Source organism: Streptomyces asiaticus, from assembly GCF_018138715.1.
GTDB lineage: Bacteria > Actinomycetota > Actinomycetes > Streptomycetales > Streptomycetaceae > Streptomyces > Streptomyces asiaticus.
This window is the reverse complement of the sequence record NZ_JAGSHX010000006.1, coordinates 7,305,664-7,331,432: the sequence shown is the minus strand read 5'-3', so window position 1 is coordinate 7,331,432 and position 25,769 is coordinate 7,305,664. Positions and strand designations below refer to the sequence as shown.

Sequence of the window (25,769 nt, the reverse complement as noted above, 5' to 3'; positions counted from 1 at the left end):
ACGGTGATCCAGTTCACATTATCCTCGGGATCGGTGTCAGTGGGGTAGTGCATAGTCGGGATCGTGACGCGACGCCTGATGCTCCTCGACACCGCCTCCCTCTACTTCCGAGCCTATTTCGGGGTCCCGGACTCGGTCCGGGCCCCCGACGGCACGCCGGTGAACGCCGTGCGCGGCCTCCTGGACTTCATCGCCCGGCTCGTCCAGGACCACCGCCCGGACGACCTGGTGGCCTGCATGGACTTCGACTGGCGCCCCGCCTGGCGGGTCGCCCTGATCCCCACGTACAAGGCCCACCGGGTGGCCGAGGAGGCCCCGGAGGGGGCCGGGGTGGACCAGGAGGAGGTGCCGGACACCCTCTCCCCGCAGGTCCCGGTGATCGACGAGGTACTGGACGCGATCGGCATCGCCCGGGTCGGCGCCGCGGACTACGAGGCCGACGATGTGATCGGCACGCTCACCGGCCGGGCGGCCGGCCCGGTCGACATCGTCACCGGCGACCGCGATCTGTTCCAGCTGGTGGACGACGAGCGCGGGGTGCGGGTGCTGTACCCCGTCAAGGGCGTGGGCACCCTCCAGGTCGTCGACGAGTCCTATGTCCGCGAGAAGTACGGAGTGACCGGCCGGGGGTACGCGGAGCTGGCGCTGCTGCGCGGCGACCCCAGCGACGGGCTGCCGGGGGTGCCCGGCGTCGGCGAGAAGACCGCGGCCAAACTGCTGGCCGCCCATGGCGACCTGGCCGGGATCATGGCCGCCGTCGACGACCCCGCCGCCAAGCTGACCCCCACCCAGCGCAAGCGGCTGGCCGAGGCGCGGGCGTATGTCGAGGTCGCCCCGAAAGTGGTCCGGGTCGCCTCTGACGTGGCGCTTCCCGCCTTCGACCCGACACTGCCGCGGTCACCGCGCGACCCTGGAGCCGTGGCGGCGCTGGCGGAGCGCTGGGGATTGGGCGGATCTTTGCGCAGGCTGCTGTCCACTCTTGAGGAATGAGCTGTTAGGTTAGGTAAACCTAACTCTTGTTGATCAGGGAGGTCGCCATGGCGGACCGTCCGGCCCGTAAGACGCGCACGCCGCATCGCGCACAGGTGGTGCGCACCGACCGGCTGACCCCGCACATGGTGCGGGTCGTCCTGGGCGGCGACGGCCTCGCGGATTTCCATGCGGGCGAGTGGACCGATCACTACATCAAGCTGCTCTTCCCGACCGGGGGCGCCGTCTACCCCGAGCCGTTCGACCTGGAGCGGATCCGTGCCGAGTTCCCGCGCGAGCAGTGGCCGGTCACACGGACGTACACGGTACGGGCGTGGGACCCGGCCGCCCGGGAGCTGACGGTGGACTTCGTGACCCATGGCGACGAAGGGCTGGCCGGGCCGTGGGCCGCCCGGGTCCAGCCGGGCGAGGAGATCCACTTCATGGGGCCGGGCGGCGCGTACGCCCCCAGCGCCGAGGCCGACTGGCATCTGCTCGCGGGCGACGAGAGCGCGCTGCCCGCGATCGCCACGGCGCTGGAGCGGCTCACCGACAGCCGGGCGGATGGTGCGCCCGAGGTGCCGGTGCACGTGTTCATCGAGGTGGCGGACGAAACGGAGGAGCTCAAGGTCACCGTGCCCGAGGGGGTCCAGGTGAACTGGCTGCACCGGGGCGCGGCGCCGGTCGGCGAGACGCTGGTGGCGGCCGTGCGGGGGCTGGAGTTCCCACCCGGGCAGATCCACGCCTTCGTCCACGGCGAGGCGGGCTTCGTGAAGGAGATCCGCCGCCATCTGCGCCTGGAGCGCCAGATCCCGCGCGAGCGGCTGTCCATCTCCGGCTACTGGCGGCGCGGCCATGACGAGGACGGCTGGCAGGCGTCGAAGCGGGAGTGGAACCAGCAGGTCGAGGCCGAGCAGGAGGGCGCGGGGCCCGGGGAGGCCGCCGCGTAGGCGACTGTCGCCGCGCAGGAAGTCGTCACGTAAGGGCACCGCACCGGCGCCGTGCGGGGGGCGCGGCGCGCAGGAAGGCGTCGCGCAGGGCACCGCATCGACGCCGCCGCAGGGGACAGGGCCCGCAGGGAATGCGGCGCGTAGCTGACCCGGCGCGCAGGGGACACGGTGCGGAGAGGTGTAACGCGCAGGCGACGCGGCGCGCAGCAGGGCGCCGCGCAGGGGACGCGGCGCGTACGACCATCAGGCCCCGGCCGGGAGCATCCGGCCGGGGCCGCTGCGTGTGCCGACATCCGGGGCCGCCGCATGTGCCGCCTGAGCAAGTGCGGCCGAGCGACCGGCGTCGATCCGGCGGCTCGGAGGGCGCACTCCGGCTCGCGGGAGTTCACCGCAAAGGCTTGACATATCGTCATATGAGCTCCGTTCGAGCCTTTTTCGCACCTTCCGCACCTATCCCTCTTTTGGTTGACTCACATCGAGCGAGAGTTCGGCACCACGGTGACCTCGGCGCCGACCCACTCCATGCATGACTCGCCCTCTTACGGCCGGCACCCGGGCACGAGTCACGTCCCCTCTCAAGTCGCCATCACCGGTCATGCGGTCCCCGCTGAAGGCCATGGCGTCCCAGGCCCCGAGGGTCCGTCTCCCCTTCCACCCCTCTGCGCGACGGAAGCCGGTGCGGGCAACGGCCACGTGCCCATCCCGCCTCTCCCGGCACACCCGACCACAGCAAGACGATCGAACAGGAGAAAACTCATGCCCATCACCTCCCTCACCCCCAGCCAGGGCACGGTCGGCACCACCGTCAACATCAACGGCACCTCGCTGGGCACGACCGTCTCGGTGAACTTCGGCGGCGCCGTCGTCACCCCGACGGCGGTCTCCAACACCGTGGTCACCTTCGTGGTTCCCTCCTCCGCGCCGTGCTCCGGCCAGGTCTCGGTCAGCACCAACCTGTCGAACGGCACCAGGACCAACTCGGTGCCGTTCTTCGTCATCGTGAAGCCGACGACCACGGGACTGAACGGGACCTGCCTGCCCGCCGCCGGTGGTTCGATCACGGTCTTCGGCACCGGCTTCGCGGCCGGGGGCACCGTCAACGTGGGCGCGCTCACCCCGGTCGCCTTCGCCGCCGGCGGCAGCAATACCCAGGTCACCGTCACGGCCCCGGCGCACACCCCGGCCGGCTGCTTCGACACCCAGCAGGTCACCGTCACCACGGCCGGCGGCACGGGCAGCGCGGGCGCCACCCTGATCGACTACTACAACGCGCCGACTCTGACCGCCGCCACGCTGACCCCTGCCACGGGCGCGGCGGGGACCCAGACCACCATCTCCGGCGCCACCTGCCTCATCGGCATCACCGACGTCACGTTCACCGACTCGGCCGCCACCGCCTTCACGGGCCTGCCCTTCACGCCCATCGACGCCACGTCCATCGTCACCGCGGTGCCCGCCGCGGCGGCCGCGGGCGCCGGGGCCTTCACGATCACCACCTGTGGCGGCACATCCGGCCCCGGCGCCTTCACCGTCACCTGATCCACCGACCGGGGGCGGGCGAGCCCCGCATGGTCGTCCCCCGGGTCAGCGCCCCGCATGGCACACGGTGATTTCCGATCCCCCGTGCCCTGGCCGACGTCCCGCCGGTCAGGGCACGGCCGTCCGCACGGCTCAAGAAGGAGAGGGCATCATGGCCCCCGTAGTGACCAGCGTCAGCCCCACCCAAGGCAATCCGGCCGGGGGCACCCCTGTCACCATCAATGGTTCCGGCTTCATCGGCGCCACCGTGGTCAGGTTCGGCGCGAATCTCGCCACCAATGTGGTCGTCGTGAGCAACACACAGATCACGGCAAGGACTCCGCCGGGGAGCGGCACGGCCAAGGTCACGGTCACGGGGCCGACGGGGACCAGCACCCAGAACGTGTTCTTCACCTATGCGACGGTCGCGGCTCCGGTGCTCACCGCGCTCAGCCCCACCTCCGGCCCCACCTCCGGCGGAAACACCGTCACCATCACCGGCACCAACCTCACCGGCACCACCCAAGTCCTCTTCGGCACCACCCCCGCCACCATCCTCACCAATACCCCCACCCAGATCACCGTCACCGCACCCGCGGGCACCGGCACCGTCAACGTCACCGCCACCACGCCCGGCGGCACCAGCAACTCACTCCCCTACACCTACTCCACGGTCTCCGCCCCCACCCTCACCAACCTCAGCCCCACCTCCGGCCCCACCTCCGGCGGAAACACCGTCACCATCACCGGCACCAACCTCACCGGCACCACCCAAGTCCTCTTCGGCACCACCCCCGCCACCATCCTCACCAACACCGCCACCCACATCACCGTCACCGCACCCGCGGGACCGGCGTCGGTGGTGAATGTGACCGTCACCACGCCGGGGGGCATCAGCAATCCGCTGTCGTACATCTATGTCGCCGCCCCGGTCGTCACCGGTGTGAGCCCGCAGTTCGGTCCGGACACCGGCGGCAACTCCGTCACCATCACCGGCAGCGGCCTGGCCCTGGCGAGCGCCGTCCACTTCGGCCCCAGCCTCGCCACCGGCTTCACCGTGATCTCCGACAGCCAGCTGACGGCGACCGCTCCTCCCGGAACCGGGACGGTCGTGGTCACCGTGACCACACCGGGCGGCACCAGCACCCTGGGCCCGGGGAACCCGTACTACACGTACCTCGGCGCCCCGGTGATCAATTCGCTGATCCCGGACGAGGGTTCGTCGTTGGGCGGCGACTCCGTCACGATCAACGGCTCCAACCTCACGTACACCGACTCCGTGACCTTCGGCGGAGTCCCGGCCTCCTTCAGCGTCCTCTCGGACAACCTGGCCGTGGCGACGGCTCCGGCGCATGCGGCCGGAACCGTCAATGTTCAGCTCCACACCCCCGCGGGCAACAGCAACACCCTCCCCTTCACCTACGATCCGGTCTGAGCCCACCGCGGTGGCGACGGGCCCGGCGGGCCGTGGCGACGGGCCCGGCGGGCCGTGGCGACGGGCTCAGCCGACCGAGGAATACGCCACGACTCCGCGCAGCAGCCCGTCGACCGCGCGGCGGGCGCTGCGCGCCACCGTGCCCTCGGGGGCCGCGGCGGCGATCTGGCCGAGCACATCGATCAGTTGCTTGGTCCAGCGCACGAAGTCACCCGCGGGCATGTCGATTTCGCGCAGCAGCTCGTCGAGCCCGTGGCCGGAGGCCCAGCGGTAGGCGGCCCAGGCGAAGCCCAGGTCCGGCTCGCGCTGGCCGACGCCCTCCGCCTGGTTGATCTTGTGCTCCTCCTCCAGGGCGTCCAGCCGCCCCCATATGCGCACCATCTCGCCGAGCGCGTCCTTGGCGCGGCCCGTGGGCAGCTTGGGCGGCAGCGCGTCATCGGCCGTCCGCGCCTCGTACACGAGCGCGGAGGCACAGGCCGCGAGCTCGGCCGGGGGCAGCCCCTCCCAGACGCCCTCGCGCAGGCACTCGCTGGCCAGCAGGTCCAGCTCGCCGTACAGCCGCGCCAGCCGTCTGCCCTCGTCCGTGACCTCGTCACCGCGCAGATAGCCGAGCTCGCTCAGCAGGGAGCAGATCCGGTCGAAGGTGCGGGCGATGGTGTTCGTACGGCCCTCGATGCGCCGCTCCAGCTGCCGGGTGTCGCGCAGCAGCCGGTGGTAGCGCTCGCCCCAGCGGGCGTGGTCCTCGCGGTCGCTACAGCCGTGGCAGGGGTGGGCCCGGATGGCCGCGCGCAGCCTGCTGATCTCGGTGTCGTCGGCGGCGGGCGAGCGCTCCTTGCGGTGGCGCCGCATATCGTGGTGGCCCGCCTTGGTGCGCAGCGCGGAGGCCAGATCGCGGCGCGACTGGGGGCTGCGCGGATTGAACGACTTGGGGATCCGCATCCGGTCCAGCGGCTCGACCGGGACCGGGAAGTCGATCGACGCCAGCCGCTTGACCTGCCGCTCGGCGGTGAGCACCAGGGGCCGCGGCCCGTCGTGGTACTCCATGCCCCGGTGGCCGCCCACCCGCCCGGCGGGCAGCCCGGGGTCCAGCACCAGGGCGAGCCCGGCGAACTTGCCGGTGGGCACGTGGATGACATCGCCGGGGCGCAGCTTCTCCAGGGCGACCGCGGCGGCCGCGCGCCGCTGGGCCGCGCCCTGCCGGGCCAGCTCGGTCTCGCGGTCCTTCAGCTCGCGGCGCAGCCGCGCGTACTCGTCGAAGTCGCCGAGGTGACAGGTCATGGAGGCGCGGTAGCCCTCGAGGCCCTCCTCGTTGCGCTGCACCTGACGGGAGATCCCGACGACCGCCTTGTCGGCCTGGAACTGCGCGAAGGAGGTCTCCAGCAGCTCGCGCGAGCGGTGCCGCCCGAACTGGGAGACCAGGTTGACCGCCATGTTGTACGACGGCTTGAAGGAGGAGCGCAGCGGATACGTGCGGGTGCCGGCCAGCCCGGCGAGCGCCGCGGGGTCCATGGTGCGCTGCCACAGCACCACCGCATGGCCCTCGACGTCGATACCGCGCCGCCCGGCGCGGCCGGTCAGCTGGGTGTACTCACCGGGGGTGATGTCGACGTGCTGCTCGCCGTTCCACTTGACGAGCTTCTCCAGCACCACCGAGCGGGCGGGCATGTTGATGCCGAGGGCGAGGGTCTCGGTGGCGAAGACCGCCTTGACCAGGCCGCGGACGAAGAGCTCCTCGACAACTTCCTTGAAGGTGGGGAGCATTCCGGCGTGGTGGGCCGCGATGCCCCGCTCCAGGCCCTCGAGCCATTCGAAGTACCCCAGCACATGGAGGTCTTCGTCGGGGATCCCGGCGGTGCGCTCCTCGACGATGGCCCGCACCCGGGAGCGCGCCGATTCGTCGTTGAGCCGCAGCCCCGCGTGGAGGCACTGCTGGACCGCGGCCTCGCAGCCGGCCCGGCTGAAGATGAAGGTGATGGCCGGAAGCAGCCCCTCGGCATCGAGCCGGTCGATCACCTCGGGGCGGCCGGGGGTCCAGATCCGGCTGCGCTGACGGCGCTCGCGCTCCCGGTCGGCCTCGCGCATATTGCGGCCGCGGCGCTTGTCGCGGCCGAAGGAGGGGCGGCTGTTCTCCATCCGGGCCAGCCGGACCAGATCGGGGTTGACCTCGCGGCGCCCGCCCTGGTCGCCGTCCTGGCCGTGCTTCTCCTCGAACAGGTCGTACATCCGGCGCCCGGCCAGCACGTGCTGCCACAGTGGCACCGGACGGTGCTCGGAGACGATGACCTCGGTGTCGCCGCGGACGGTGTCCAGCCAGTCGCCGAACTCCTCGGCGTTGGAGACGGTCGCGGAGAGTGACACCAGCGTCACCGACGCGGGGAGGTGGATGATGACCTCCTCCCACACCGCGCCGCGGAACCGGTCGGAGAGGTAGTGGACCTCGTCCATCACCACATAGCCGAGTCCGAGCAGCGACTGGGAGCCGGCATAGAGCATGTTCCGCAGCACCTCGGTGGTCATCACGACCACCGGGGCCTCGGAATTGACGCTGTTGTCCCCGGTGAGCAGGCCGACCTGGTCGGCGCCGTAGCGCTTCACCAGGTCGGTGTACTTCTGGTTCGACAGCGCCTTGATGGGCGTGGTGTAGAAACACTTGCGGCCCTGGGTCAGCGCCAGGTGGACGGCGAACTCGCCCACGATGGTCTTGCCCGAGCCGGTGGGAGCGGCGACCAGCACACCCTTGCCGCTCTCCAGGGCCTTGCACGCCTCGATCTGGAACGGGTCCAGCTCGAAGTCGTACATCTGGCGGAAGGGGGCCAGCGCGGTGGCCTGCTCGGCGGCCCGGGCGCGGGACGCCGCATAGCGCTCGGCGGGAGATAGCTCGTCGGTCATCGTATCTACGAGCCTACCGGCCACCTCCGACAGCGCACGCGATCTTTATCGGGGCTTTGTTCGGCCCGCCGGACCGGGCCGCTCGGCGAGCCGCCCGCCGGGCCGCCCGATGGGCGGCCACAGGCGGGCGGGTGGGACCGGGTACGGCCGGATATGCCGGACACTGCGGCGGACGGCCGGATGCGGCTATGTGACGTCGTCGTAGCCGTTGCGCCGGGTGGGACCGGAGTCGTCCCCGTCGGTGAGCTCCGGCCTGGCACTGGGCGCGGCCACGGCCTCGGGGGTCAGATCCAGCTGGGACGCCTCGTCGTCGCTCAGGCCGAAGTCCGGGTCGGCTTCCCGGCGGCGCGCCTTGCGCCGGTCGTTGAGCAGAGAGACGCCGACGGCGCCGAAGTAGAGCACGACGACCGGCCCCGCCAGGGCGAACATGCCGATCGGGTCGGTGCTGGGAGTGGCGATGGCGCCGAAGACCGTGATCCCCATGATCATGGCGCGCCACCAGCCGAGCATCCGGCGTCCGCTGAGGATGCCGGTGAAGTTCAGCAGGATCAGCAGCAGCGGAAGCTCGAAGGCGAGCCCGAAGACGACGACCATCCGGGCCAGCAGATCGAGGAAGTCGTCCAGCGGGAGGAGGTTGTTGGCCCCCTCCGGGGTGAAGCCGATGAGGACCTTGGCGCTGGTCGGCAGGATCAGGTACGCGAAGTACGCGCCGCCGACGAAGAGCGGGACGCCGAGCCCGACGAAGAACAGGCCGTACTTCTTCTCGTTGCGGTGCAGCCCGGGCGCGAGGAAGGCCCACAGCTGGTAGAGCCAGACCGGAGTGGCCACCACCAGACCGGTCGTGAAGGAGACCTTCAGCATGATCGTGAACGGCGACAGCAGACCGTTCACGGTGAAGTAGGCGCAGTCGTGACCCTTGCCCCCCGCGCCTCCCTTGCCGGTGAGGTCGGAGAACGAGACTCCGCCACAGCCGACGGCGTCCAGCACCGGCCGCATCAGGAACTTCGCGATGTCCATGTAGTAGAACATCGCGATGATCGTGATCACACAGATCGCCAGGACCGATTTGAGCAGCCGGTTGCGCAGCTCACGCAGGTGCTCGGAGAGGGGCATCCGCCCCTCGGGGTCCTTCTCCTTTTTGCGGGCAGACTTGAGCAACCCACGTCCTCATCTCGTGCGTCCGGTGGCGGCCCTTCGCGCCGCCTTCAAGTGGCCCTGGGTCAGCGCTTGGTGGTGTCGCTCGGCTCCGACACCGGGCGCGAGCTGGTCACGTCTCCGGGCGCGGCCTGGATGGTGCGGTGAGTGGCGTCGTCCTGACCGGGGTGGGGCGGGTCGGCCGGCGCGCTCTGCTGCTGGCCATCCGACTTCATGGCCTTCGCCTCGCTCTTGAGGATCCGGGCCGACTTGCCCAGCGAGCGCGCCATGTCCGGAAGCTTCTTGGCACCGAACAGCAGCAGCACGACGACAAGGATGAGGAGAATCTCGGGAACGCCGATCTTTCCGAACAGCATAAGCGTCTACCTTCTCACCGAGGCGGCTGGGGGGTGGGGCTGCCCGACCGGTCGGACAGGTGTCCGGCAGCCGTGCTGTCAGCGATCGTAGCGCGCGGGGGTAAACCGTAAGCAATCCCCGTGCGGACTCCGGGTTGCGGCCCTCCGCCTCGTTTCCGGGGCCACGAATTGTCAGCGTACCCCGCTTGGCTGTGCGGCAGCAGAGTGCCCATCAGCGGCGGCGGTCACCGCCGACGCGGAGCGGCCCCTCACTGCCGGCGCAGAGCGTCGACGGTCGACCCCAGCGGAGCCGAGGCCCGCTCCAGGTCCTCCGCGGCCCGGGTGATCCGCTCCGAGCTGGCCGACACCTGCCGGGCCAGCCTGCGGACCTCCGTGTAGACCCGCACCGAGAGCACGGCGAGAACGGCGATTCCGCAGAAGGCGAGGGCGAGGGCGAGCATCGGCCAGAGCATGCGGCAGAGCCTAGACGGTGGAGTGGAGCCGCAGTGTACGCACCCCACCGCCGGTGAGCAGCTCCACGATCCGCTCCCCCGCCGGTTTGCGCACCGCGGTTCCGCAGTCGGGGCAGGTGAAGGAGTAGAAGGTGGTGCGGTGGCTGGCCCCGATGGCCAGCCGCAGGGCGCCCGCGGCCAGCTCGAACCGGCCGCGGCACTGCGGGCACGCCGCCTTGAAGATCACCGACGTGGCACTCCCCCGTGCGGTCACTGTGTGCGTCCCTTCACTCACCGTACGCCGCGAGCGCCTGCCGCGCCGCGTCCCGAGCACTGTCCGCCAGCTCCTGCGGCGAGACGATCCTGCCGTCCCTGCCCAGCCGCAGCGCCAGGCGCCGCAGCGAGCCGGGGTCGGGCGCGCGCAGCGTGATCCGGAGGCCGCCGTCGGGCAGCTCATCGGCGCTGTCGTGCGGGTAGTACTCGGCGACCCAGCGCCCGCCGGGGCCGACCTCGACGACCACCTCGGGGTCCTCGGCACCGGTCTGCACCAGCGCGGAGGACAGCTCCGACAGGTCGCGCAGCTCGATCGGCGGCGGATCGGAGGCGTCGTCCAGCAGCTTGATCTCGACGACCCGGTCCAGCCGGAAGGTCCGCCGCGCCTCGGAGAGGCGGCACCACGCCTCCATGTAGGTGCGGCCGACGGCGAAGAGCCGGATCGGGTCGACCTCGCGCTCGGTGACCTCGTCGCGCGCGGGTGAGTAGTAGCGCAGCCACAGCCTGCGGCGCTCGGAGATGGCGCGGTCGACGTCGGCGAAGACCCCGCCCTCCGACTCGAAGATCACCGAGAGCCGGGAGCTGGCGCCCGCCGCCTCGCCCGCCGCGGCCTCCAGCTTGGCGGTGGCCCGCAGCAGCGCGTCCCGGTCGCCCTCGCGCAGCCCGGGGAGGGTGGCGACGGCGCGGGCGGCGACCAGCAGCGCGGTGGCCTCGTCGGCGGCCAGCCGCAGCGGCTCGGCCACGTCATCGGGGTTGTGCCACCAGATCCGCTCGCCGTCGGTGTCGATGTCCATCAGATCGCCGCCGCGGAAGCTGGTGCCGCACAGCGGCAGCACATCCAGGTCGGCGATCAGCTCGTCCTCGCTGATGCCGAAGGCCCGGGCGACGTCGGCGACGCGGGCGCCGGGGCGCTCGCGCAGATACGTCACCAGGGAGAGCATCCGCCGGGTCTGGTCAATGGCGTTTCCGGCCATGATGAAGTAGATCCGTCCCCTCAGCCCTTGGCGACCGCGCGCAGCCGGTCCACGACATCCGCCCGCAGCTCCTCGGGCGCCAGTACGACCACGTCCGGGCCGAACTCCACGAGCCAGGCGTCCAGGCCGTGCCCGTACGGAATCTCCAGCTCGTCCCAGCCGTCGCCGGCCTCCCGGGTGGACAGCGCCTTGGCCCGCAGCGGATAGCCGTGGCCCGAGCGCAGCCGGATCCGGGCGGTGCCGTTGGCCGTCTCGCCCGCCCAGCTCTCCACGGTCTCCCGGACGGTGACGTGGTCGGGCACCTCGGCGGTGAACGCGCCGGACCGCAGCCGGACCCGGCCGGTGATCCGGGAGAGCCGGAAGACCCGCTCGGCGGCGCGGTCACGGTCCCATCCGGCGAGATACCAGTGGCCGCGCCAGCACTCCAGGGTCCAGGGCTCGACCTGCCGCTGCTCGGGGCGCGCGGCGTTCGCCTTGCGGTAGTCGAAGACGACGGGGCGGCGGTCGCGGCAGGCGAGCATCAGCGGTTCGAAGGCGCTCTCATGGACCGGGATACGCGGCTCCAGCGCGCTGTGCCCGGGCGTGTCGTACGGATCCTCGGCGACCGGCATCCCGGCGGCGCGCAGCTTCTGTAGCGCGCCGCTGGCGGCGCCCGCGAGCCGGGCCTGCTGCCAGACCTTGGCGGCGAGGCCGAGGGCGGCGGCCTCCTCGGCGTCGAGGGTGATCGGCGGGAGGCGGTTGCTGTCCCGGCGGGCGAGATAGCCGGTCTCGCCGTCGAGGCCCTCCACCGTCTCGATGATCAGGCCGAGTTCACGCAGATCGTCCTTGTCGCGTTCGAACATGCGGTTGAACGCTTCGTCATTGGCCGTGTCGGTCTGGAGGTACGCCTCTATGGAGCCCCGCAACTCCCGTTTGGTCAGCGGACGCCGCGTTCCCAGCAGGCACAGGGCCAGGTTCATCAACCGCTCGGCCTTGGCAATCGCCATCGACGCCCCTTCTTCGTGACCTTACGCACGTGACCGTACCGCTACCGGCACGCGCGGCAAAAGCCGAGGGCCCCCGCTCACCGGCAGGAGCCCTCGGCGCGACGGACGGCCGTCTCAGACCGAGATCAGGTCGCAGACGAAGATCAGCGTCTCGCCCGGCTTGATCCGGCCACCGCCGGCGCCCCGGTCGCCGTAGCCGAGGTGCGGCGGGACGATGAGCTGACGGCGGCCGCCGACCTTCATCCCCTGGAGGCCCTGGTCCCAGCCGGAGATGACCTGGCCCACGCCGAGCTGGATCCGCAGCGGAGTGCCGCGGTTGTAGCTCGCGTCGAACTCCTCACCCGTGCTGAAGGAGACGCCCACATAGTGCACGGCGATGTTGTCGCCGGCCTTGGCCACGGGCCCGTCGCCCTCCCAGATCTCCTTGATCTCCAGCTCGGCCGGCGGCTCGCCGCCCGGGAAGTCGACCTCGGGCTTCTCGATGCTCACGAAATTGCTCCTTGTGACGTGGTGGGCAACCCGCACAGGCTACAGAACCGCCAGGATGTCCACGGAGAACACCAGCGTGGAGTTGGCGGGGATGCCCTTCTGCGCCGCCTTGCCGTAGCCCAGGTCCGGGGGCACGACGATCAGCACCCGGCTGCCCACCTTCTTCCCCGTCAGCCCCTGCGACCAGCCCTTGACGACCTGCTGGAGCGAGAACTGGGCGAGCTCGCCGCGCTTGTAGGTGGAGTCGAACTCCTTGCCGCCGTCCCACAGCACGCCCCGGTACTGGACGAGCAGCGCGTCGGTCTTCTTGACCTCCTTGCCGTCACCCTCGATGACGTACTCGGAGACCAGCTTCTTCGGCGGGGACTTCTTGGGGACGGTGATGCTGGGCGCCTTGCCGTCGGTGTTGGCGGACACCTTGGGCAGGTCGGCGTTCTTCTGCTCCACCTTGCTGCCCTTGGCCGAGCTCTTGGCGTTGTAGGCGCCGACGAGGTCGATGACGAAGACCAGCGTGTCGGTGCCCTTGATACCGGCCTGCGGCTGGCCCTGCTTGCCGTAGGCGTACGCGGGCGGGACGGCCAGCTCCAGCCGGCTGCCGAGGTTCCGGCCCAGCAGTCCCTGGTCCCAGCCCGGGAGGACCTGGCCCTTGCCGATCGGGAACGCGGCGGTCTTCTTCTTGTCGAAGGTGTTGTCGATGACCTTCCCGGTGTCCCAGATCTGCGCCAGGTAGTTGATCTGGAGCCAGTCGCCCTTGACCGTCTTCTTGCCGTCGCCCTGGCTGATCGTCTTGACCGCGAGACTCTGCGGGGGCTTCCCCGAGCCCTTGGCGACCTTCGGCTTCTCACCGAACTTCTTACCCGCGGTAATGGCCGGCACCGGGCCGGAGACGATCTTGCCGCTGGGGGCCGGTGAGGGACTCTGGTTCGTCGGCTCCTGGGACGGCTTGGTCTTGTCGGACCCTGACTTTTCGTCACCGCAGCCCGCGAGTGTCAGCAGGCCCGCGGGCACGGCAAGGAGTACGGAGCGTCGACGCACGGAGTCCTCGTTAGGTAGATCTTGAGATGGCCAGTGCGCGCCACTCTACGACGTGACTCGGGCCCCGTCCGGAGAACGCACGGGGCCCGAGGGGAAGGTAAGCCGTACGCCGGTCACATACCGGCGATCAGCTTCTCCACCCGGTCGTCGACCGAGCGGAAGGGGTCCTTGCACAGCACGGTGCGCTGCGCCTGGTCGTTGAGCTTCAGATGCACCCAGTCGACGGTGAAGTCGCGGCGCTGCTCCTGGGCCCGGCGGATGAAGTCGCCGCGCAGCCGGGCGCGGGTGGTCTGCGGTGGCACCGACTTGCCCTCGAAGATTTTCAAGTCGTTGCAGACCCGGGCCGCCTGGCCGCGCCTCTCCAGCAGGTAGTAGAGGCCACGGCGGCGGTGGATGTCGTGGTAGGCGAGGTCTATCTGGGCGATGCGGGGATGCGACATGGTGATGTTGTTCTTCGCCCGGTACTGCTCGATGAGCTGGTACTTCATCACCCAGTCGATTTCGGTGCCGATCCGGTCCAGCTCCTCGGTGCGGATCGCGTCGAGGGTGCGGCCCCACAGCTCGAGGACGCGCTCGACCATGCCGGTGCGGATGCCCCGGCGCTCGCAGAAGTCGACGGCCTTCTCGTAGTACTCCTGCTGCACCTCCAGGGCGGACGCCTCGCGCCCGCTGGCGAGCCGCACCTTGCGCTGCCCGGTGATGTCGTGGCTGACCTCGCGGATCGCCCGGATGGGGTTCTCCAGGGTCAGGTCGCGCATCACCGTGCCCGCCTCGATCATGCGGAGCACCAGGTCGGTGGCGCCGACCTTGAGCAGCATGGTGGTCTCGGACATGTTGGAGTCGCCCACGATGACATGCAGCCGGCGGTAGCGCTCGGCGTCGGCGTGGGGTTCGTCGCGGGTGTTGATGATCGGCCGGGAGCGGGTCGTGGCGGAGCTGACGCCCTCCCAGATGTGCTCGGCGCGCTGGCTGACGCAGTAGACCGCGCCGCGGGGGGTCTGGAGGACCTTGCCCGCGCCGCACAGGAGCTGTCGCGTCACCAGGAACGGGATGAGAATGTCGGCGAGCCGGGAGAACTCCCCGTGCCGTGCCACCAGATAGTTCTCGTGGCAGCCGTAGGAGTTGCCCGCGGAGTCGGTGTTGTTCTTGAAGAGATAGACGTCGCCCGCGATTCCCTCCTCGTGCAGGCGACGCTCCGCGTCCACGAGCAGACCTTCGAGAATGCGCTCGCCCGCTTTGTCGTGGGTGACCAGCTCGGTCACGTTGTCACACTCGGGTGTCGCGTATTCCGGGTGCGAGCCCACGTCGAGATAGAGGCGGGCGCCGTTGCGCAGGAAGACATTGCTGCTGCGGCCCCAGGAGACGACACGGCGGAAGAGGTACCGCGCCACTTCGTCAGGAGACAACCGGCGCTGTCCCCTGAATGTGCACGTGACGCCGTACTCGTTCTCCAGCCCGAAAATGCGGCGGTCCATGCCTGAACATTACGCCTGATGGCGTGCTCTGAAACCGGGTTCGGCGGCATGGTTGCGATCATTTTCCGCGCGAGGTTCATCCGGTGTCCGGTACGCGGCCGGCCGAACGACGGGCCGCGGCCCGTCCAGGAGGAACCGCTGGGCGGCCAGCAGCACCGCCAGCGCGGCCGCGCCACCGGCCGCGGGCACCGCGAATCCGGGGGCCACCCCGCCGAACTGGACGGCGGGCCCGGCCACGGCGGTGCCGACCGCGTTGCCCACCACGAAGGTGGTCACCAGCCAGGAGAACGCCTCGGTGACCGTGCCGGACGGCGCGTGGCGGTCCACGACGACGAAGGCGCAGGCCAGTGCCGGGGCGAGGAACACACCCGCCAGCCCGGCGAGGACGGTCATCGCGGCGACGCCCGGCACCAGCATCAGCGGCAGATAGCCCAGCGCCAGTGCGGCCACGAGCAGCCGCAGCCGCCGCTCGGGCGCGCCGGGCCAGGTGCGGCCGCCGTAGACGACGCCGCCGACCAGCGCGCCCACGCCGAGGGCGGAGAGCAGCGCGCTGGAGACCACGCCGCCGCCGTGCTCGTCGGCGTACGCCACCGCGGCCACCGCGATCGCGCCGAGGGCGAGCCCGATGAAGAAGAACGAGCCGAGCAGCACCAGCAGCCCGGGCGAGCGCAGCGCGCCCAGCCAGTGCGCCTCGCGCGGCGCGGAGCGCCACTGCCGCGAGGGCCGCGAGACCACGACGGAGAGCGCGCCCGCGACCCCGACGGCGTTGATGACCAGCAGCGCGGCCGCCTCTGACCACACGGCCACGGACAGGGTGACCAGCAGCGGGCCGACCGCGAACATCACCTCCTGGGCCACGGCGTCCAGCGCGTACGCCGCGTGCACCTGGTCCTCGCGCCGCAGCACGGTGGGCCACAGCGCCCGCAGCCCGCCCTCCAGCGGCGGGGTGAACAGCCCGGCGATCAGCATCGCCGCGTACGCCGCGGGCAGCGGCTCGAGTCCGACGACGGCGAACAGGACCATCCCGAGCGCCGAGACCACGGCGGCGGGGAGCATCACCCGGGGCTGGCCGAGGCGGTCCACGGCCCGGCCCAGCAGCGGCTGGCCCACCGCGTTGGCCGCGCCGTAGACGGCCGACAGCGCCCCGGCGAGGGCGTAGCTGCCGCCCTCGGCGCGGGCGAAGAGCAGCACGGCGAGGGCGGCGGTGGCGTTCGGAAGCCGTCCCAGCAGCGTGCCGGTGAGCAGCCGTGCCGCGTGTGGGGTGCGCAGCAGTTCCCCGTAGCCAGCCGCCATTGCCTGCCCCTTCCTGCGGGTTCCGGTGGATTCCAGTGGATTCCGGTGCGTTGTCGCGAGCGCGTCGCGGGTCGTGGATGACGTTGTACGTATAACGTCCAGCGTCATACGTACCATGGCCGCCACCGCGGGTCCACTCGCGGACCGGAAATGAAGCCTGCGGTCGGCCGTACGGCGACCGAGGGGAGCGGAGGCGATGGTGGCGAGCGCGGACCGCGCCCATGCGGCGGACGGGGCCGCCGGGAGAGGTTCCCGGGGAACCGGCCGGACGGGTGAGTCCGCGCGGCGCGGGGGCCCGGGCGGAGGCGGGACGGCTCCGGGCAGCGGCGGAACGGCCCCGGGCGGCGGCGGAACGGCCCCGGGCGGCGGGGCGGGCGCGGGACGCCCGGCGACCGGACGGGCGACGAGCCGGGATGTGGCGCGCGCGGCGGGCGTGTCCCAGGCGACCGTCTCCCTGGTGCTCGGGGAGAAGTGGCCCGGACGGGTCTCCGAGCGCACCGCGGAGACCGTGCGCGCCGCCGCGCGGGATCTCGGCTACCGCCCCAATCTCGCGGCCCGCAGCCTCCGTCTGGGCCGCACCAGGACCGTGCTGCTGGTGGTGCCCGCCCTCACGACCGAGTTCTTCGCCCGCGTCTACACCGGCGCCGCGCGGGTCGCCGCCGACCACGGCTTCGGTGTGGTGCTCTATCCGTCCCCCGAGGGCGTGGGCCCGGCCCGGGATCCGTTCGACTCGGCGCGCGCCTCGCTGGACGGGGTGATCGCCTCCTCCATGGCGGCCGACGCGCTGGTCGCGGTGCGCGGCGGCGGACTGCCGCTGGTGATGCTCGACAGCGACCCGGACGACGCGGCCGCGGCGGCCACGGTCAACCTCGACATCGCGGACGGGGCGCGGCAGGTGGCCGGACATCTGCTGGGGCTCGGCCACCGCCGGGTGGCCCAGCTCGCGGCGGCGGTGGACTCCTGGACCTTCCGGGTCCGCGCCCGGGCGCTGGCGGAGGCGGTGGACGGGGTGCCGGGCGCCGAGCTGAGCGCCGAACCGGCGGAGCTGAGCGTCGAGGAGGGCCGCCGGGCCGCCGAGCGCGTTCTGGCCCGCCCCGGGCCCCGGCCGACCGCGCTCGTCTGCGACGACGACATCCTGGCCGCGGGCGCCTGCAAGGCGGCCCGGCGGCTGGGCCTGCGGGTCCCGGACGACATCTCGGTGACCGGCTTCGACGATCTGGCCCTGGCCACGGCGGTGGAGCCGGAGCTGACCACGGTCCGGCTCCCGGCGGAGGCGGTGGGCGCGGCAGGTATGCGGGCCCTGATGACACTCCTGGACGGCGAGACACCCCAGGACACCGTGCTCCCCGTCGACCTGATCCCCCGAGGCTCCACGGCCGCTCCCCCACGGTCCTGACCCGGGCCCGGCCCCATGACGCCACCGCCGCCCCGGTGGGCCGGGGCGGCGGTGGCGGAGAGATAAAACGGTGGCGGGCGGGTCAGTCCTCGGACTCCGAGGAGGACTCCTCCGGGGACTCGGCCGACGCCTCCGCGTCGGCCCCGCCCTCTCCGGGCTCCAGGAGCCGGGAGAGCTGGCCGCCCAGGACGCGCTTGAACTTGCGCTTCTGGGGGCGGGTGCGGTCCAGGACCGCGACCTCGAGCTGCTCGGCGGTGAGGCTGCGCTCCCCGCCGTTGTTGTCACGGGAGAGCGAGTCGACGGCCAGCTTGAGGGCCTCGGCAAGGGTCATGCCGTCCCGGTGGCGCTGGTCGAGGTAGCTGCTGATCTGGTCGGCGTTGCCACCGACGGCGACCGAGCCGTGCTCGTCCACGATGGAGCCGTCGTGCGGGAGCCGGTAGATCTGGTCGTCCTCGGGGCCCTCCCCGACCTCGGCGACGATCAGCTCGACCTCGTACGGCTTCTCGGCGGCGCTGGAGAAGATCGTGCCCAGGGTCTGGGCGTAGACATTCGCCAGCCCGCGGGCCGTGACATCCTCGCGGTCATAGGTATAGCCACGCAGATCGGCGTAACGGACACCGCCGATGCGCAGATTCTCGAATTCGTTGTACTTACCGACCGCCGCGAAGGCGATCCGGTCATAGATCTCACTGACCTTGTGCAGCGCACGGGACGGGTTCTCCGCAACGAAGACGATGCCGTCGGCGTACTGAAGCACGACCACGCTGCGGCCGCGCGCGATGCCCTTACGGGCGTATTCCGCGCGGTCGGCCATAGCCTGCTGAGGAGAAACATAGAACGGCGTCGTCACCGGCTGTCCGTCCCTTCTGTCATCGGCGAATGCATTCCGGTTGGACCGTCCTGATCAGAGCAGGGCGGCGCGGGGGCCGTCCGGCTCTTCGAGGCGCCGTTCATGGATGGCGCGGGCGAGTTCGGACACCTCGTCCTCGCCGAACCTCTTGAAACCGTCCTCGGTAAGGGAGGTGATGATCGGATAAATGCGGCGGGCGAGATCCGGCCCTCCGGTGGCCGAATCGTCGTCGGCGGCGTCATAGAGCGCCTGGAGCACGGCCGTGGCGGCCTGCTCCTCGGTCGAATCCTCGCGATAGAGCTTCTTGAGCGCGCCCCGGGCGAACATCGAGCCCGAGCCGGTGGCGGCGAAGCCGCGCTCCTCCGAACGCCCCCCGGTCACGTCGTAGGAGAAGATGCGTCCCTTCCCCCGGTCGACGTCCCACCCCGCGAAGAGCGGGACCACGGCGAGGCCCTGCATCGCCATGCCGAGGTTGCCGCGGATCATGGTCGACAGCCTGTTCGCCTTGCCCTCGAGCGAGAGCACGGTGCCCTCGACCTTCTCGAAGTGCTCCAGCTCCAGCTGGAAGAGCTTGACCATCTCCACCGCGATACCGGCGGTCCCCGCGATCCCGACCGCCGAGAACTCATCGGCGGGGAAGACCTTCTCGATGTCACGCTGCGCGATGACATTGCCCATGGTGGCGCGGCGGTCACCGGCGAGCACCACACCGCCGGCGAAGGTCACCGCCACGATGGTGGTGCCGTGGGGGGCCTCGATGGCGCCCTGCACCGGGGGCAGCGGACGGTTCCCCGGAAGCAGCTCGGGCGAGTGCTCGCCCAGGAAGTCCATGAACGACGAGGAGCCGGGCGTCAGGAAGGCAGCCGGCAGACGCCCTGTGCTACGAGTGTTGGCTTCCACACGTTTCCTTCCACCAGATCTTGAAATGATGCACGGACCATACCCCTGGCCATGGAAGTCATCCGTCCTGCGTCCCCACCGCGGGGACGCAGGACGGAGAAGACGCGCCTTACTGCCCGCCCTTCTGGACGAAAGACCGCACGAAGTCCTCCGCGTTCTCCTCGAGCACGTCGTCGATCTCGTCCAGCACGGAGTCGACGTCGTCCGAGAGCTTCTCCTGCCGCTCCTTGAGGTCGTCCGCGGCCTGTGCGTCCTGCGTCTGCTCCTCGACCTCTTCGGTCGAGCGCGACGCCTTCTGCTGACCGCCGCCGGTGTCCTTGGTCGCCATTACCCTCACCCCGCTCGGTTCGCCCGCTGATTCGATCGGTCTCAAGATCAGACCCTACAAGCAGGGTCCGACATCGGCCTCCCACTCGCTACAACGCACGGAGGCCACCTCGATGATTCCCGGCCCAAGGGCATTTCAGCCTCCGGACAGCACCCGGACCAGGTCCTCGGCCGTGCGGCAGCGGTCCAGCAACTCCTTGACGTGGTTGCGGGTGCCGCGCAGCGGCTCCAGGGTGGGAACCCGTTGCAGAGAGTCACGGCCCGGCAAGTCGAAGATCACCGAGTCCCAGGAGGCCGCGGCCACGTCGTCCGCGTACTGCTCGAGGCAGCGGCCGCGGAAGTAGGCGCGGGTGTCCTCCGGGGGCTTGTTCTGGGCGCGTGCGATGTCCTGGTCGTCCAGCAGCCGCTTCATCTTGCCGCGGGCCACCAGCCGGTTGTACAGGCCCTTGTCCGGGCGTACGTCGGCGTACTGGAGGTCCACCAGATGGAGCCGGGCCGCGTCCCACTCCAGGGCGTCGCGGCGGCGGTAGCCCTCGAGCAGCTCCCGCTTGGCGATCCAGTCCAGCTCGCCGGACAGGCTCATGGGGTCGCGCTCGAGCCGGTTCAGCACGTCCTCCCAGCGGGCCAGGACGTCCCGGGTCTGCTCGTCGGCGTCCGCCCCGTAGCGGTCCTCGACGTATTTCCGGGCCAGCTCGAAGTACTCCATCTGGAGCTGCACCGCGGTGAGCGTACGGCCGCTGCGCAGCGTGACGAGACGGCGCAGCGTCGGGTCGTGCGAGACCTGGTGCAGGGTGCGCACCGGCTGGTCCACCGCGAGGTCCACGGCGATAAAGCCGTCCTCGATCATCGACAGCACCAGGGCGGTGGTGCCCAGCTTGAGGTACGTCGACAGCTCGGAGAGGTTGGCGTCGCCGATGATCACGTGGAGTCGGCGGTACTTCTCGGCGTCGGCGTGCGGTTCGTCGCGGGTGTTGATGATCGGGCGCTTGAGCGTGGTCTCCAGGCCGACCTCGACCTCGAAGTAGTCCGCCCGCTGGCTGATCTGGAAGCCGTGCTCATGGCCGTCCTGGCCGACGCCGACGCGGCCCGCGCCCGTGACGACCTGGCGGGAGACGAAGAAGGGCGTCAGGTGGCGCACGATGTCCGAGAAGGCGGTCTCCCGCTTCATCAGGTAGTTCTCATGCGTGCCGTAGGAGGCGCCCTTGTTGTCGGTGTTGTTCTTGTAGAGGTGGATGGTCTGGCCGCCGGGCAGCTCGGCGGCGCGCAGCGCGGCCTCGGCCATGATGCGCTCGCCGGCCTTGTCCCAGAGCACCGCGTCCCGGGGGTTGGTGACCTCGGGGGCGGAGTACTCGGGGTGGGCGTGGTCCACATAGAGCCGAGCGCCATTGGTGAGGATGACATTGGCCAGGCCGATGTCCTCGTCCGTGAGCTGACTGGCGTCGGCGGACTCGCGCGCGAGGTCGAATCCGCGGGCGTCCCGCAGCGGGTTCTCCTCCTCGAAGTCCCAGCGGGCGCGGCGCGCCCGGTGCATCGCCGCCGCGTAGGCGTTGACGATCTGGGATGAGGTGAGCATGGCATTGGCGTTCGGGTGCCCCGGAACGGAGATCCCGTACTCCGTCTCGATTCCCATTACGCGCCGTACGGTCATGCGGCCCTCCTTGCCCGGCGCCGCCCCCGGCTGGGATCGGCGCTCAAGTACCGCTGCGCTCCCGGTCCATCTGCGGCCCCCGATCCCCCGTGCCGCGATACTGCGGTACCGAAGAGCCTAGAACGGCCAAGCGGTGCTGCGGAGATCATTACAGTCATTGCTCCGGTCGGGCTCGTAGGACTCATACGAAGAATGCGGTCCGAAAAGCGCATCCGGCTGCGGATGCCCCGTCCAGGACATCCGCAGCCGGACCGCGGTGTTACAGGTACTGACCGGTGTTCGCCACCGTGTCGATGGAGCGTCCGGTGTCCGCGCCCTGCTTTCCGGTGACCAGGGTGCGGATGTACACGATCCGCTCGCCCTTCTTACCGGAGATCCGGGCCCAGTCGTCCGGGTTCGTGGTGTTGGGCAGGTCCTCGTTCTCCTTGAACTCGTCCACGCAGGCGGCGAGCAGATGGGAAACGCGAAGGCCCTTCTGGTTGTGGTCCAGGAAGTCCTTGATCGCCATCTTCTTGGCGCGGTCCACAATGTTCTGGATCATGGCGCCGGAGTTGAAGTCCTTGAAGTAGAGGACTTCCTTGTCGCCATTGGCGTAGGTGACCTCCAGGAAGCGGTTCTCCTCGGACTCGGTGTACATCTGCTCGACCACCGACTGGATCATCCCGCCGATCGCGGCCTTGGGCGACCCGCCGTGCTCGGAGAGGTCGTCGCCGTGGAGGGGCAGGGACTCCGTCAGGTACTTCGAGAAGATGTCCTTGGCGGCCTCGGCGTCCGGACGCTCGATCTTGATCTTCACATCGAGGCGGCCGGGGCGCAGGATCGCGGGGTCGATCATGTCCTCGCGGTTGGAGGCACCGATGACGATCACGTTCTCCAGGCCCTCGACACCGTCGATCTCGGAGAGCAGCTGGGGGACGATGGTGTTCTCCACGTCCGAGCTGACCCCGGAGCCACGGGTGCGGAAGAGGGAGTCCATCTCGTCGAAGAAGACGATGACGGGCGTGCCCTCGCTGGCCTTCTCCCGAGCCCGCTGGAAGACCAGCCGGATGTGCCGCTCCGTCTCACCGACATACTTGTTGAGCAGCTCGGGGCCCTTGATGTTGAGGAAGAAGCTCTTCCCCGCGGGCTTGCCGGTCACCTCGGCGACCTTCTTGGCAAGGGAGTTGGCCACGGCCTTGGCGATCAGCGTCTTACCGCAGCCGGGCGGGCCGTACAGCAGCACACCCTTGGGCGGCCGCAGTTCGTGCTCCTTGAAGAGGTCGGGGTAGAGATACGGGAGCTCGACCGCGTCGCGGATCAGCTCGATCTGGTTTCCCAGACCGCCGATCTTGTTGTAGTCGATGTCCGGGACCTCTTCGAGGACGAGCTCCTCGACCTCGCTCTTCGGTACCACCTCGTAGACATAGCCGGACCGGGGCTCGAGCAGCAGGGCGTCACCGGGCCGGATGGTGGTGCTCAGCAGCGGCTCCGCCAGCCGCACCACCCGCTCCTCGTCGGTGTGCCCGATCACCAGGGCGCGCTCGCCGTCCTCAAGGACCTCCTTGAGGGTGACGATGTCCCCGGCGCGCTCGAACTCCATGGCCTCGACCACATTGAGCGCCTCGTTGAGCATGACCTCCTGGCCGCGCTTGAGGTCGTCGAGCTCGACGCTTGGGCTGACATTCACCCGGAGTTTGCGGCCCCCGGTAAAGATGTCCGCCGTACCGTCCTCGTTCGCCTGCAGAAAGGCCCCGAAACCGGCCGGCGGCTGTGCGAGCCGGTCGACCTCCTCCTTGAGGGCCACGATCTGGTCGCGGGCCTCACGGAGTGTGTTCGCGAGCCGCTCGTTCTGTGCGGAGACTCCCGCCAGATTGGTCTGCAGCTCGACGATCCGCTCTTCGAGAATCCTCGTATGACGCGGAGAGTCGGCGAGCTTGCGGCGCAGGACGGCGATTTCCTGCTCGAGATAGGCAACCTGACCGGCAGGGTCATCAGACCCCCGCCCCGGCCGGATGCCGCGGTTGATGTCGTCGTCGTGGGCTGCCACGGTCCTCACCTCCTCCAAGGGGAGCTGGACGCTTCCTGACCCTACCTGGGCCGGTGCGGGTTGAAACCCCTAGATCACAAACCCGGTCGGCGTGTGTCCGATCTTCACCCTTGCGCACTCCCTCACGCCAGGTGAATACCCACCCAACAACATCGGAAAGCGAGCGGTTGTATCGTCGACACGGTCAACACCCGTCAGGGTTGGCGATATTTAGACACTGTTGAATCACGTATCGAAGGAACAGGAGGCGGCACACCGTGCGGAACGAGGAGCTCGGCGGTCTTGAGGTCTGGATCGACCAGGATCTGTGCACCGGGGACGGCATCTGCGCCCAGTACGCTCCCGAGGTCTTCGAACTCGACATCGACGGTCTAGCCTACGTCAAGAGCGCCGACGATGAGCTGTTGCAGGACAAGGGCGCGACCACCCCGGTCCCCCTGGCCCTGCTGACCGAGGTCAGGGATTCCGCCAAGGAGTGCCCCGGCGACTGCATCCATGTACGCCGCGTCACGGACCGGGTCGAGGTCTACGGACCCGACGCGGAGTGACCCACCGCGAGTAACCGCTCACACACTCCCCGGAACCGGCAGCGCCTTCAATACGAACTTTCCGCCCCGCCACTGCCAGTTGACCTTGCGCTGGAGATCCGGACAGCACCGCGGGACCTTGGCCGACGAGTATCCCAGCAACGTGGCCGAAACCTTCTTTCCGCGCACCGCGAAATCGCTGATGCTCATCCCTTCCTTCGGATCCACGAAGGTGGCCACCACACGGGGCGCGGCGCCCGCGTGGCCGGTCGGCTGGGAGAGCACGTAGACGCCGCTGGGCGGGGTACCGAAAGCGGTCGGGCAGCGCACCACGGCGACGGTCTCCGGCCGCCCGTCCCCGTCCAGGTCCGCCGAGCCCCGGTCGATGACGTCGGGCCGGGCCCGTCCGCAGTTCATCGGATAGTCCGCGGCCCGGGGGTCGGGGGCCTTGGCGGCCGGGAGTCCCCCGGTGCCCGGCGCGGAGGCGGTGGTGGACGTGGTGGCCTTGGCGTCCGAGGGCTGGAAGAACGACCCTCCGGCGATGACGGCGGCGACGGCGGCCGCGGTCGCCACCCAGTGCACCGGACGGGGTTGGGTGTGCGCGAGATCCGGGCCCAGAGGCTGCACGCGGGATGACTCCATGTGAGGGGCTGAGGCGGGAGATGACCCGCATGGTGCCACATCTCACAGGGGCGCGGCCACCGCCCTCACACGGGGAATTCGGTGGCCGCGCCGAGCCGTTGTGCGCCGGTTTCCGTCGTACGGGCCTCAGGGGGCCGCCGGACGGGTCCCGGACGGCCGGGCCTCAGGCAGCCGCCGGACGGGTCCCGGACGGCCGTCAGGCGTCGCCGGAGGGGGCGTCCTGGCCGGTGTCCTTGGCGGTGCCGGTGTCCTTGGCGACGCCCGTGCCCTTGGCAGTGCCGGTGTCCCCGGCGGCTCCGGAGTCCTTGGCGGTGCCCCAGCCCACGTAGTCCTCGCCGTAGGCGCCCTTGGCGGGCCTGCGGCGGCGCATCGGGGGCTCCACACCGTCCGCGAGCCGGCGGGCGGTGAGCAGGAAGCCGGTGTGGCCGATCATGCGGTGGTCGGGCCGTACCGCGAGGCCCTCCACGTGCCAGGTGCGCACCATGGTCTCCCAGGCCGACGGCTCGTTGAAGGTGCCGTGCTCGCGGATGGCCTCCACGGTGCGGGCGAGCTGGGTGGTGGTGGCGACGTACGCGCACAGGATGCCGCCGGGGACGAGCGCCTTGGACACCGGCTCCAGGCACTCCCAGGGGGCGAGCATGTCCAGGATCACGCGGTCCACGTCGGTGTCGCTGAGGTTGTCCTGGAGGTCGCCGACGGTGAGCCGCCAGGCGGGGTGCGGGGCGCCGAAGTAGCGCTCGACGTTCTGGGCGGCGATCTCGGCGAAGTCGGCCCGGCGCTCGTAGGAGTGCAGCATGCCCTGGTCGCCGATGGCCCGCAGCAGGAAGGTGGAGAGCGAGCCGGAGCCGACGCCCGCCTCGACGACACGTGCGCCGGGGAAGATGTCGGCCATCGCCAGGATCTGCCCCGCGTCCTTGGGGTAGACCACGGCGGCACCGCGTGGCATGGACAGGACATAGTCGGGGAGCAGGGGGCGCAGCGCGAGATACGCGACGTTTCCCGTGGTACGCACGACGGTTCCCTCGGGGGCGCCGATCAGCTCGTCATGGGGGAAGGATCCCTTGTGGGTGTGGAAGTTCTTCCCGGATTCGAGCGTGAAGGTGTAGTGGCGTCCCTTGGGGTCGGTGAGCTGGACCTGGTCCCCGACCTGGAAGGGCCCGCGACGGCGGGCGGCACCGGTCGGTTCGGACATGTGAACAGCCTACCGGGCACTTCGCCGTGCCCG

At 70.4% G+C, this 25,769-nt stretch carries 24 protein-coding genes; 6 read left to right on the top strand and 18 right to left on the bottom strand.

From position 1 onward, the window contains the following. Nucleotides 1-78: 78 nt before the first annotated feature. The 4 genes from KHP12_RS39155 to KHP12_RS39140 all read left to right on the top strand — a co-directional run bounded on the left by KHP12_RS39155 (nucleotide 79) and on the right by KHP12_RS39140 (nucleotide 4,872). Nucleotides 79-990, top strand: a complete 912-nt coding sequence (locus KHP12_RS39155) for a 5'-3' exonuclease (RefSeq protein WP_037956409.1) — start codon at nucleotides 79-81, stop codon at nucleotides 988-990. Nucleotides 991-1,037: 47 nt separating this feature from the next. Continuing rightward, nucleotides 1,038-1,919, top strand: a complete 882-nt coding sequence (locus KHP12_RS39150) for a siderophore-interacting protein (RefSeq protein ID WP_211834224.1) — start codon at nucleotides 1,038-1,040, stop codon at nucleotides 1,917-1,919. Nucleotides 1,920-2,675: 756 nt separating this feature from the next. After that, nucleotides 2,676-3,458: an IPT/TIG domain-containing protein gene (locus KHP12_RS39145; protein ID WP_086883543.1), complete on the top strand. Its 783-nt coding sequence runs from the start codon at nucleotides 2,676-2,678 to the stop codon at nucleotides 3,456-3,458. Between the two features lie 151 nt (nucleotides 3,459-3,609). Continuing rightward, nucleotides 3,610-4,872, top strand: coding sequence for an IPT/TIG domain-containing protein (locus KHP12_RS39140; protein WP_211834223.1), 1,263 nt, complete (start codon nucleotides 3,610-3,612; stop codon nucleotides 4,870-4,872). 66 nt (nucleotides 4,873-4,938) lie between these two features. Here the strand turns inward: KHP12_RS39140 and KHP12_RS39135 are convergent, their stop codons facing one another. The 11 genes from KHP12_RS39135 to KHP12_RS39085 form a co-directional block, all read right to left on the bottom strand. Next, nucleotides 4,939-7,761: a DEAD/DEAH box helicase gene (locus KHP12_RS39135; RefSeq protein WP_086883545.1), complete on the bottom strand. Its 2,823-nt coding sequence runs from the start codon at nucleotides 7,759-7,761 to the stop codon at nucleotides 4,939-4,941. A gap of 186 nt (nucleotides 7,762-7,947) precedes the next feature. Further along, nucleotides 7,948-8,919, bottom strand: a complete 972-nt coding sequence (gene tatC, locus KHP12_RS39130) for a twin-arginine translocase subunit TatC (protein ID WP_086883546.1) — start codon at nucleotides 8,917-8,919, stop codon at nucleotides 7,948-7,950. A 62-nt stretch (nucleotides 8,920-8,981) separates the two neighbouring features. Further along, nucleotides 8,982-9,269: a Sec-independent protein translocase subunit TatA gene (gene tatA / locus KHP12_RS39125; protein WP_037956547.1), complete on the bottom strand. Its 288-nt coding sequence runs from the start codon at nucleotides 9,267-9,269 to the stop codon at nucleotides 8,982-8,984. Nucleotides 9,270-9,520: 251 nt separating this feature from the next. Further along, nucleotides 9,521-9,724 carry a hypothetical protein gene (locus KHP12_RS39120; RefSeq protein WP_037956437.1) on the bottom strand — a complete coding sequence of 68 codons (204 nt, stop codon included), beginning with the start codon at nucleotides 9,722-9,724 and terminating at the stop codon, nucleotides 9,521-9,523. A gap of 10 nt (nucleotides 9,725-9,734) precedes the next feature. Next, complete coding sequence (locus KHP12_RS39115) at nucleotides 9,735-9,977, bottom strand: hypothetical protein (protein WP_037956439.1); 243 nt, start codon at nucleotides 9,975-9,977, stop codon at nucleotides 9,735-9,737. Nucleotides 9,978-9,990: 13 nt separating this feature from the next. Next, entirely contained in the window at nucleotides 9,991-10,950 is a 960-nt protein-coding gene (locus KHP12_RS39110) for a helix-turn-helix transcriptional regulator (protein ID WP_037956441.1), read from the bottom strand. Nucleotides 10,951-10,970: 20 nt separating this feature from the next. Then, nucleotides 10,971-11,936 (bottom strand): helix-turn-helix transcriptional regulator, encoded by a 966-nt coding sequence (locus tag KHP12_RS39105; RefSeq protein WP_086883549.1) that lies wholly within the window; start codon nucleotides 11,934-11,936, stop codon nucleotides 10,971-10,973. Nucleotides 11,937-12,050: 114 nt separating this feature from the next. Continuing rightward, nucleotides 12,051-12,425 (bottom strand): FKBP-type peptidyl-prolyl cis-trans isomerase, encoded by a 375-nt coding sequence (locus tag KHP12_RS39100; RefSeq protein WP_037956446.1) that lies wholly within the window; start codon nucleotides 12,423-12,425, stop codon nucleotides 12,051-12,053. Nucleotides 12,426-12,464: 39 nt separating this feature from the next. After that, on the bottom strand, nucleotides 12,465-13,460 hold the full coding sequence (locus tag KHP12_RS39095) for an FKBP-type peptidyl-prolyl cis-trans isomerase (RefSeq protein WP_211834222.1): 996 nt from the start codon (nucleotides 13,458-13,460) through the stop codon (nucleotides 12,465-12,467). 113 nt (nucleotides 13,461-13,573) lie between these two features. Then, entirely contained in the window at nucleotides 13,574-14,935 is a 1,362-nt protein-coding gene (gene pafA, locus KHP12_RS39090) for a Pup--protein ligase (protein WP_037956452.1), read from the bottom strand. 9 nt (nucleotides 14,936-14,944) lie between these two features. Next, the gene (locus tag KHP12_RS39085; protein ID WP_086883551.1) at nucleotides 14,945-16,228 is read right to left on the bottom strand and encodes an MFS transporter; all 1,284 of its coding nucleotides are present in this window, start codon (nucleotides 16,226-16,228) and stop codon (nucleotides 14,945-14,947) included. Nucleotides 16,229-16,643: 415 nt separating this feature from the next. On the opposite strand from KHP12_RS39085, the gene KHP12_RS39080 reads away from it, so the two are divergent. Further along, the gene (locus KHP12_RS39080; RefSeq protein ID WP_086879701.1) at nucleotides 16,644-17,624 is read left to right on the top strand and encodes a LacI family DNA-binding transcriptional regulator; all 981 of its coding nucleotides are present in this window, start codon (nucleotides 16,644-16,646) and stop codon (nucleotides 17,622-17,624) included. Between the two features lie 82 nt (nucleotides 17,625-17,706). Here KHP12_RS39080 and prcA read toward each other — a convergent pair whose 3' ends face one another. The 5 genes from prcA to arc all read right to left on the bottom strand — a co-directional run bounded on the left by prcA (nucleotide 17,707) and on the right by arc (nucleotide 23,375). Next, complete coding sequence (prcA, locus tag KHP12_RS39075) at nucleotides 17,707-18,474, bottom strand: proteasome subunit alpha (protein ID WP_086879700.1); 768 nt, start codon at nucleotides 18,472-18,474, stop codon at nucleotides 17,707-17,709. Nucleotides 18,475-18,528: 54 nt separating this feature from the next. Beyond that, complete coding sequence (gene prcB, locus KHP12_RS39070; RefSeq protein ID WP_086879699.1) at nucleotides 18,529-19,374, bottom strand: proteasome subunit beta; 846 nt, start codon at nucleotides 19,372-19,374, stop codon at nucleotides 18,529-18,531. Between the two features lie 109 nt (nucleotides 19,375-19,483). Next, nucleotides 19,484-19,702, bottom strand: coding sequence for a ubiquitin-like protein Pup (locus tag KHP12_RS39065; protein WP_020872584.1), 219 nt, complete (start codon nucleotides 19,700-19,702; stop codon nucleotides 19,484-19,486). Between the two features lie 135 nt (nucleotides 19,703-19,837). Continuing rightward, nucleotides 19,838-21,349: a depupylase/deamidase Dop gene (dop, locus tag KHP12_RS39060; RefSeq protein ID WP_086879698.1), complete on the bottom strand. Its 1,512-nt coding sequence runs from the start codon at nucleotides 21,347-21,349 to the stop codon at nucleotides 19,838-19,840. Nucleotides 21,350-21,608: 259 nt separating this feature from the next. Further along, nucleotides 21,609-23,375, bottom strand: a complete 1,767-nt coding sequence (gene arc / locus KHP12_RS39055; protein WP_037956461.1) for a proteasome ATPase — start codon at nucleotides 23,373-23,375, stop codon at nucleotides 21,609-21,611. 257 nt (nucleotides 23,376-23,632) lie between these two features. Between arc and KHP12_RS39050 the strand changes: the two genes are divergently transcribed. Beyond that, a complete protein-coding gene (locus KHP12_RS39050) occupies nucleotides 23,633-23,923 on the top strand; it encodes a ferredoxin (protein WP_037956463.1) in 291 nt (96 codons plus the stop codon). 18 nt (nucleotides 23,924-23,941) lie between these two features. Here KHP12_RS39050 and KHP12_RS39045 read toward each other — a convergent pair whose 3' ends face one another. After that, the gene (locus KHP12_RS39045; protein WP_086879697.1) at nucleotides 23,942-24,529 is read right to left on the bottom strand and encodes a hypothetical protein; all 588 of its coding nucleotides are present in this window, start codon (nucleotides 24,527-24,529) and stop codon (nucleotides 23,942-23,944) included. A gap of 211 nt (nucleotides 24,530-24,740) precedes the next feature. Then, nucleotides 24,741-25,736: a tRNA (adenine-N1)-methyltransferase gene (locus KHP12_RS39040; protein WP_244202509.1), complete on the bottom strand. Its 996-nt coding sequence runs from the start codon at nucleotides 25,734-25,736 to the stop codon at nucleotides 24,741-24,743. Between the last annotated feature and the right edge of the window lie 33 nt (nucleotides 25,737-25,769).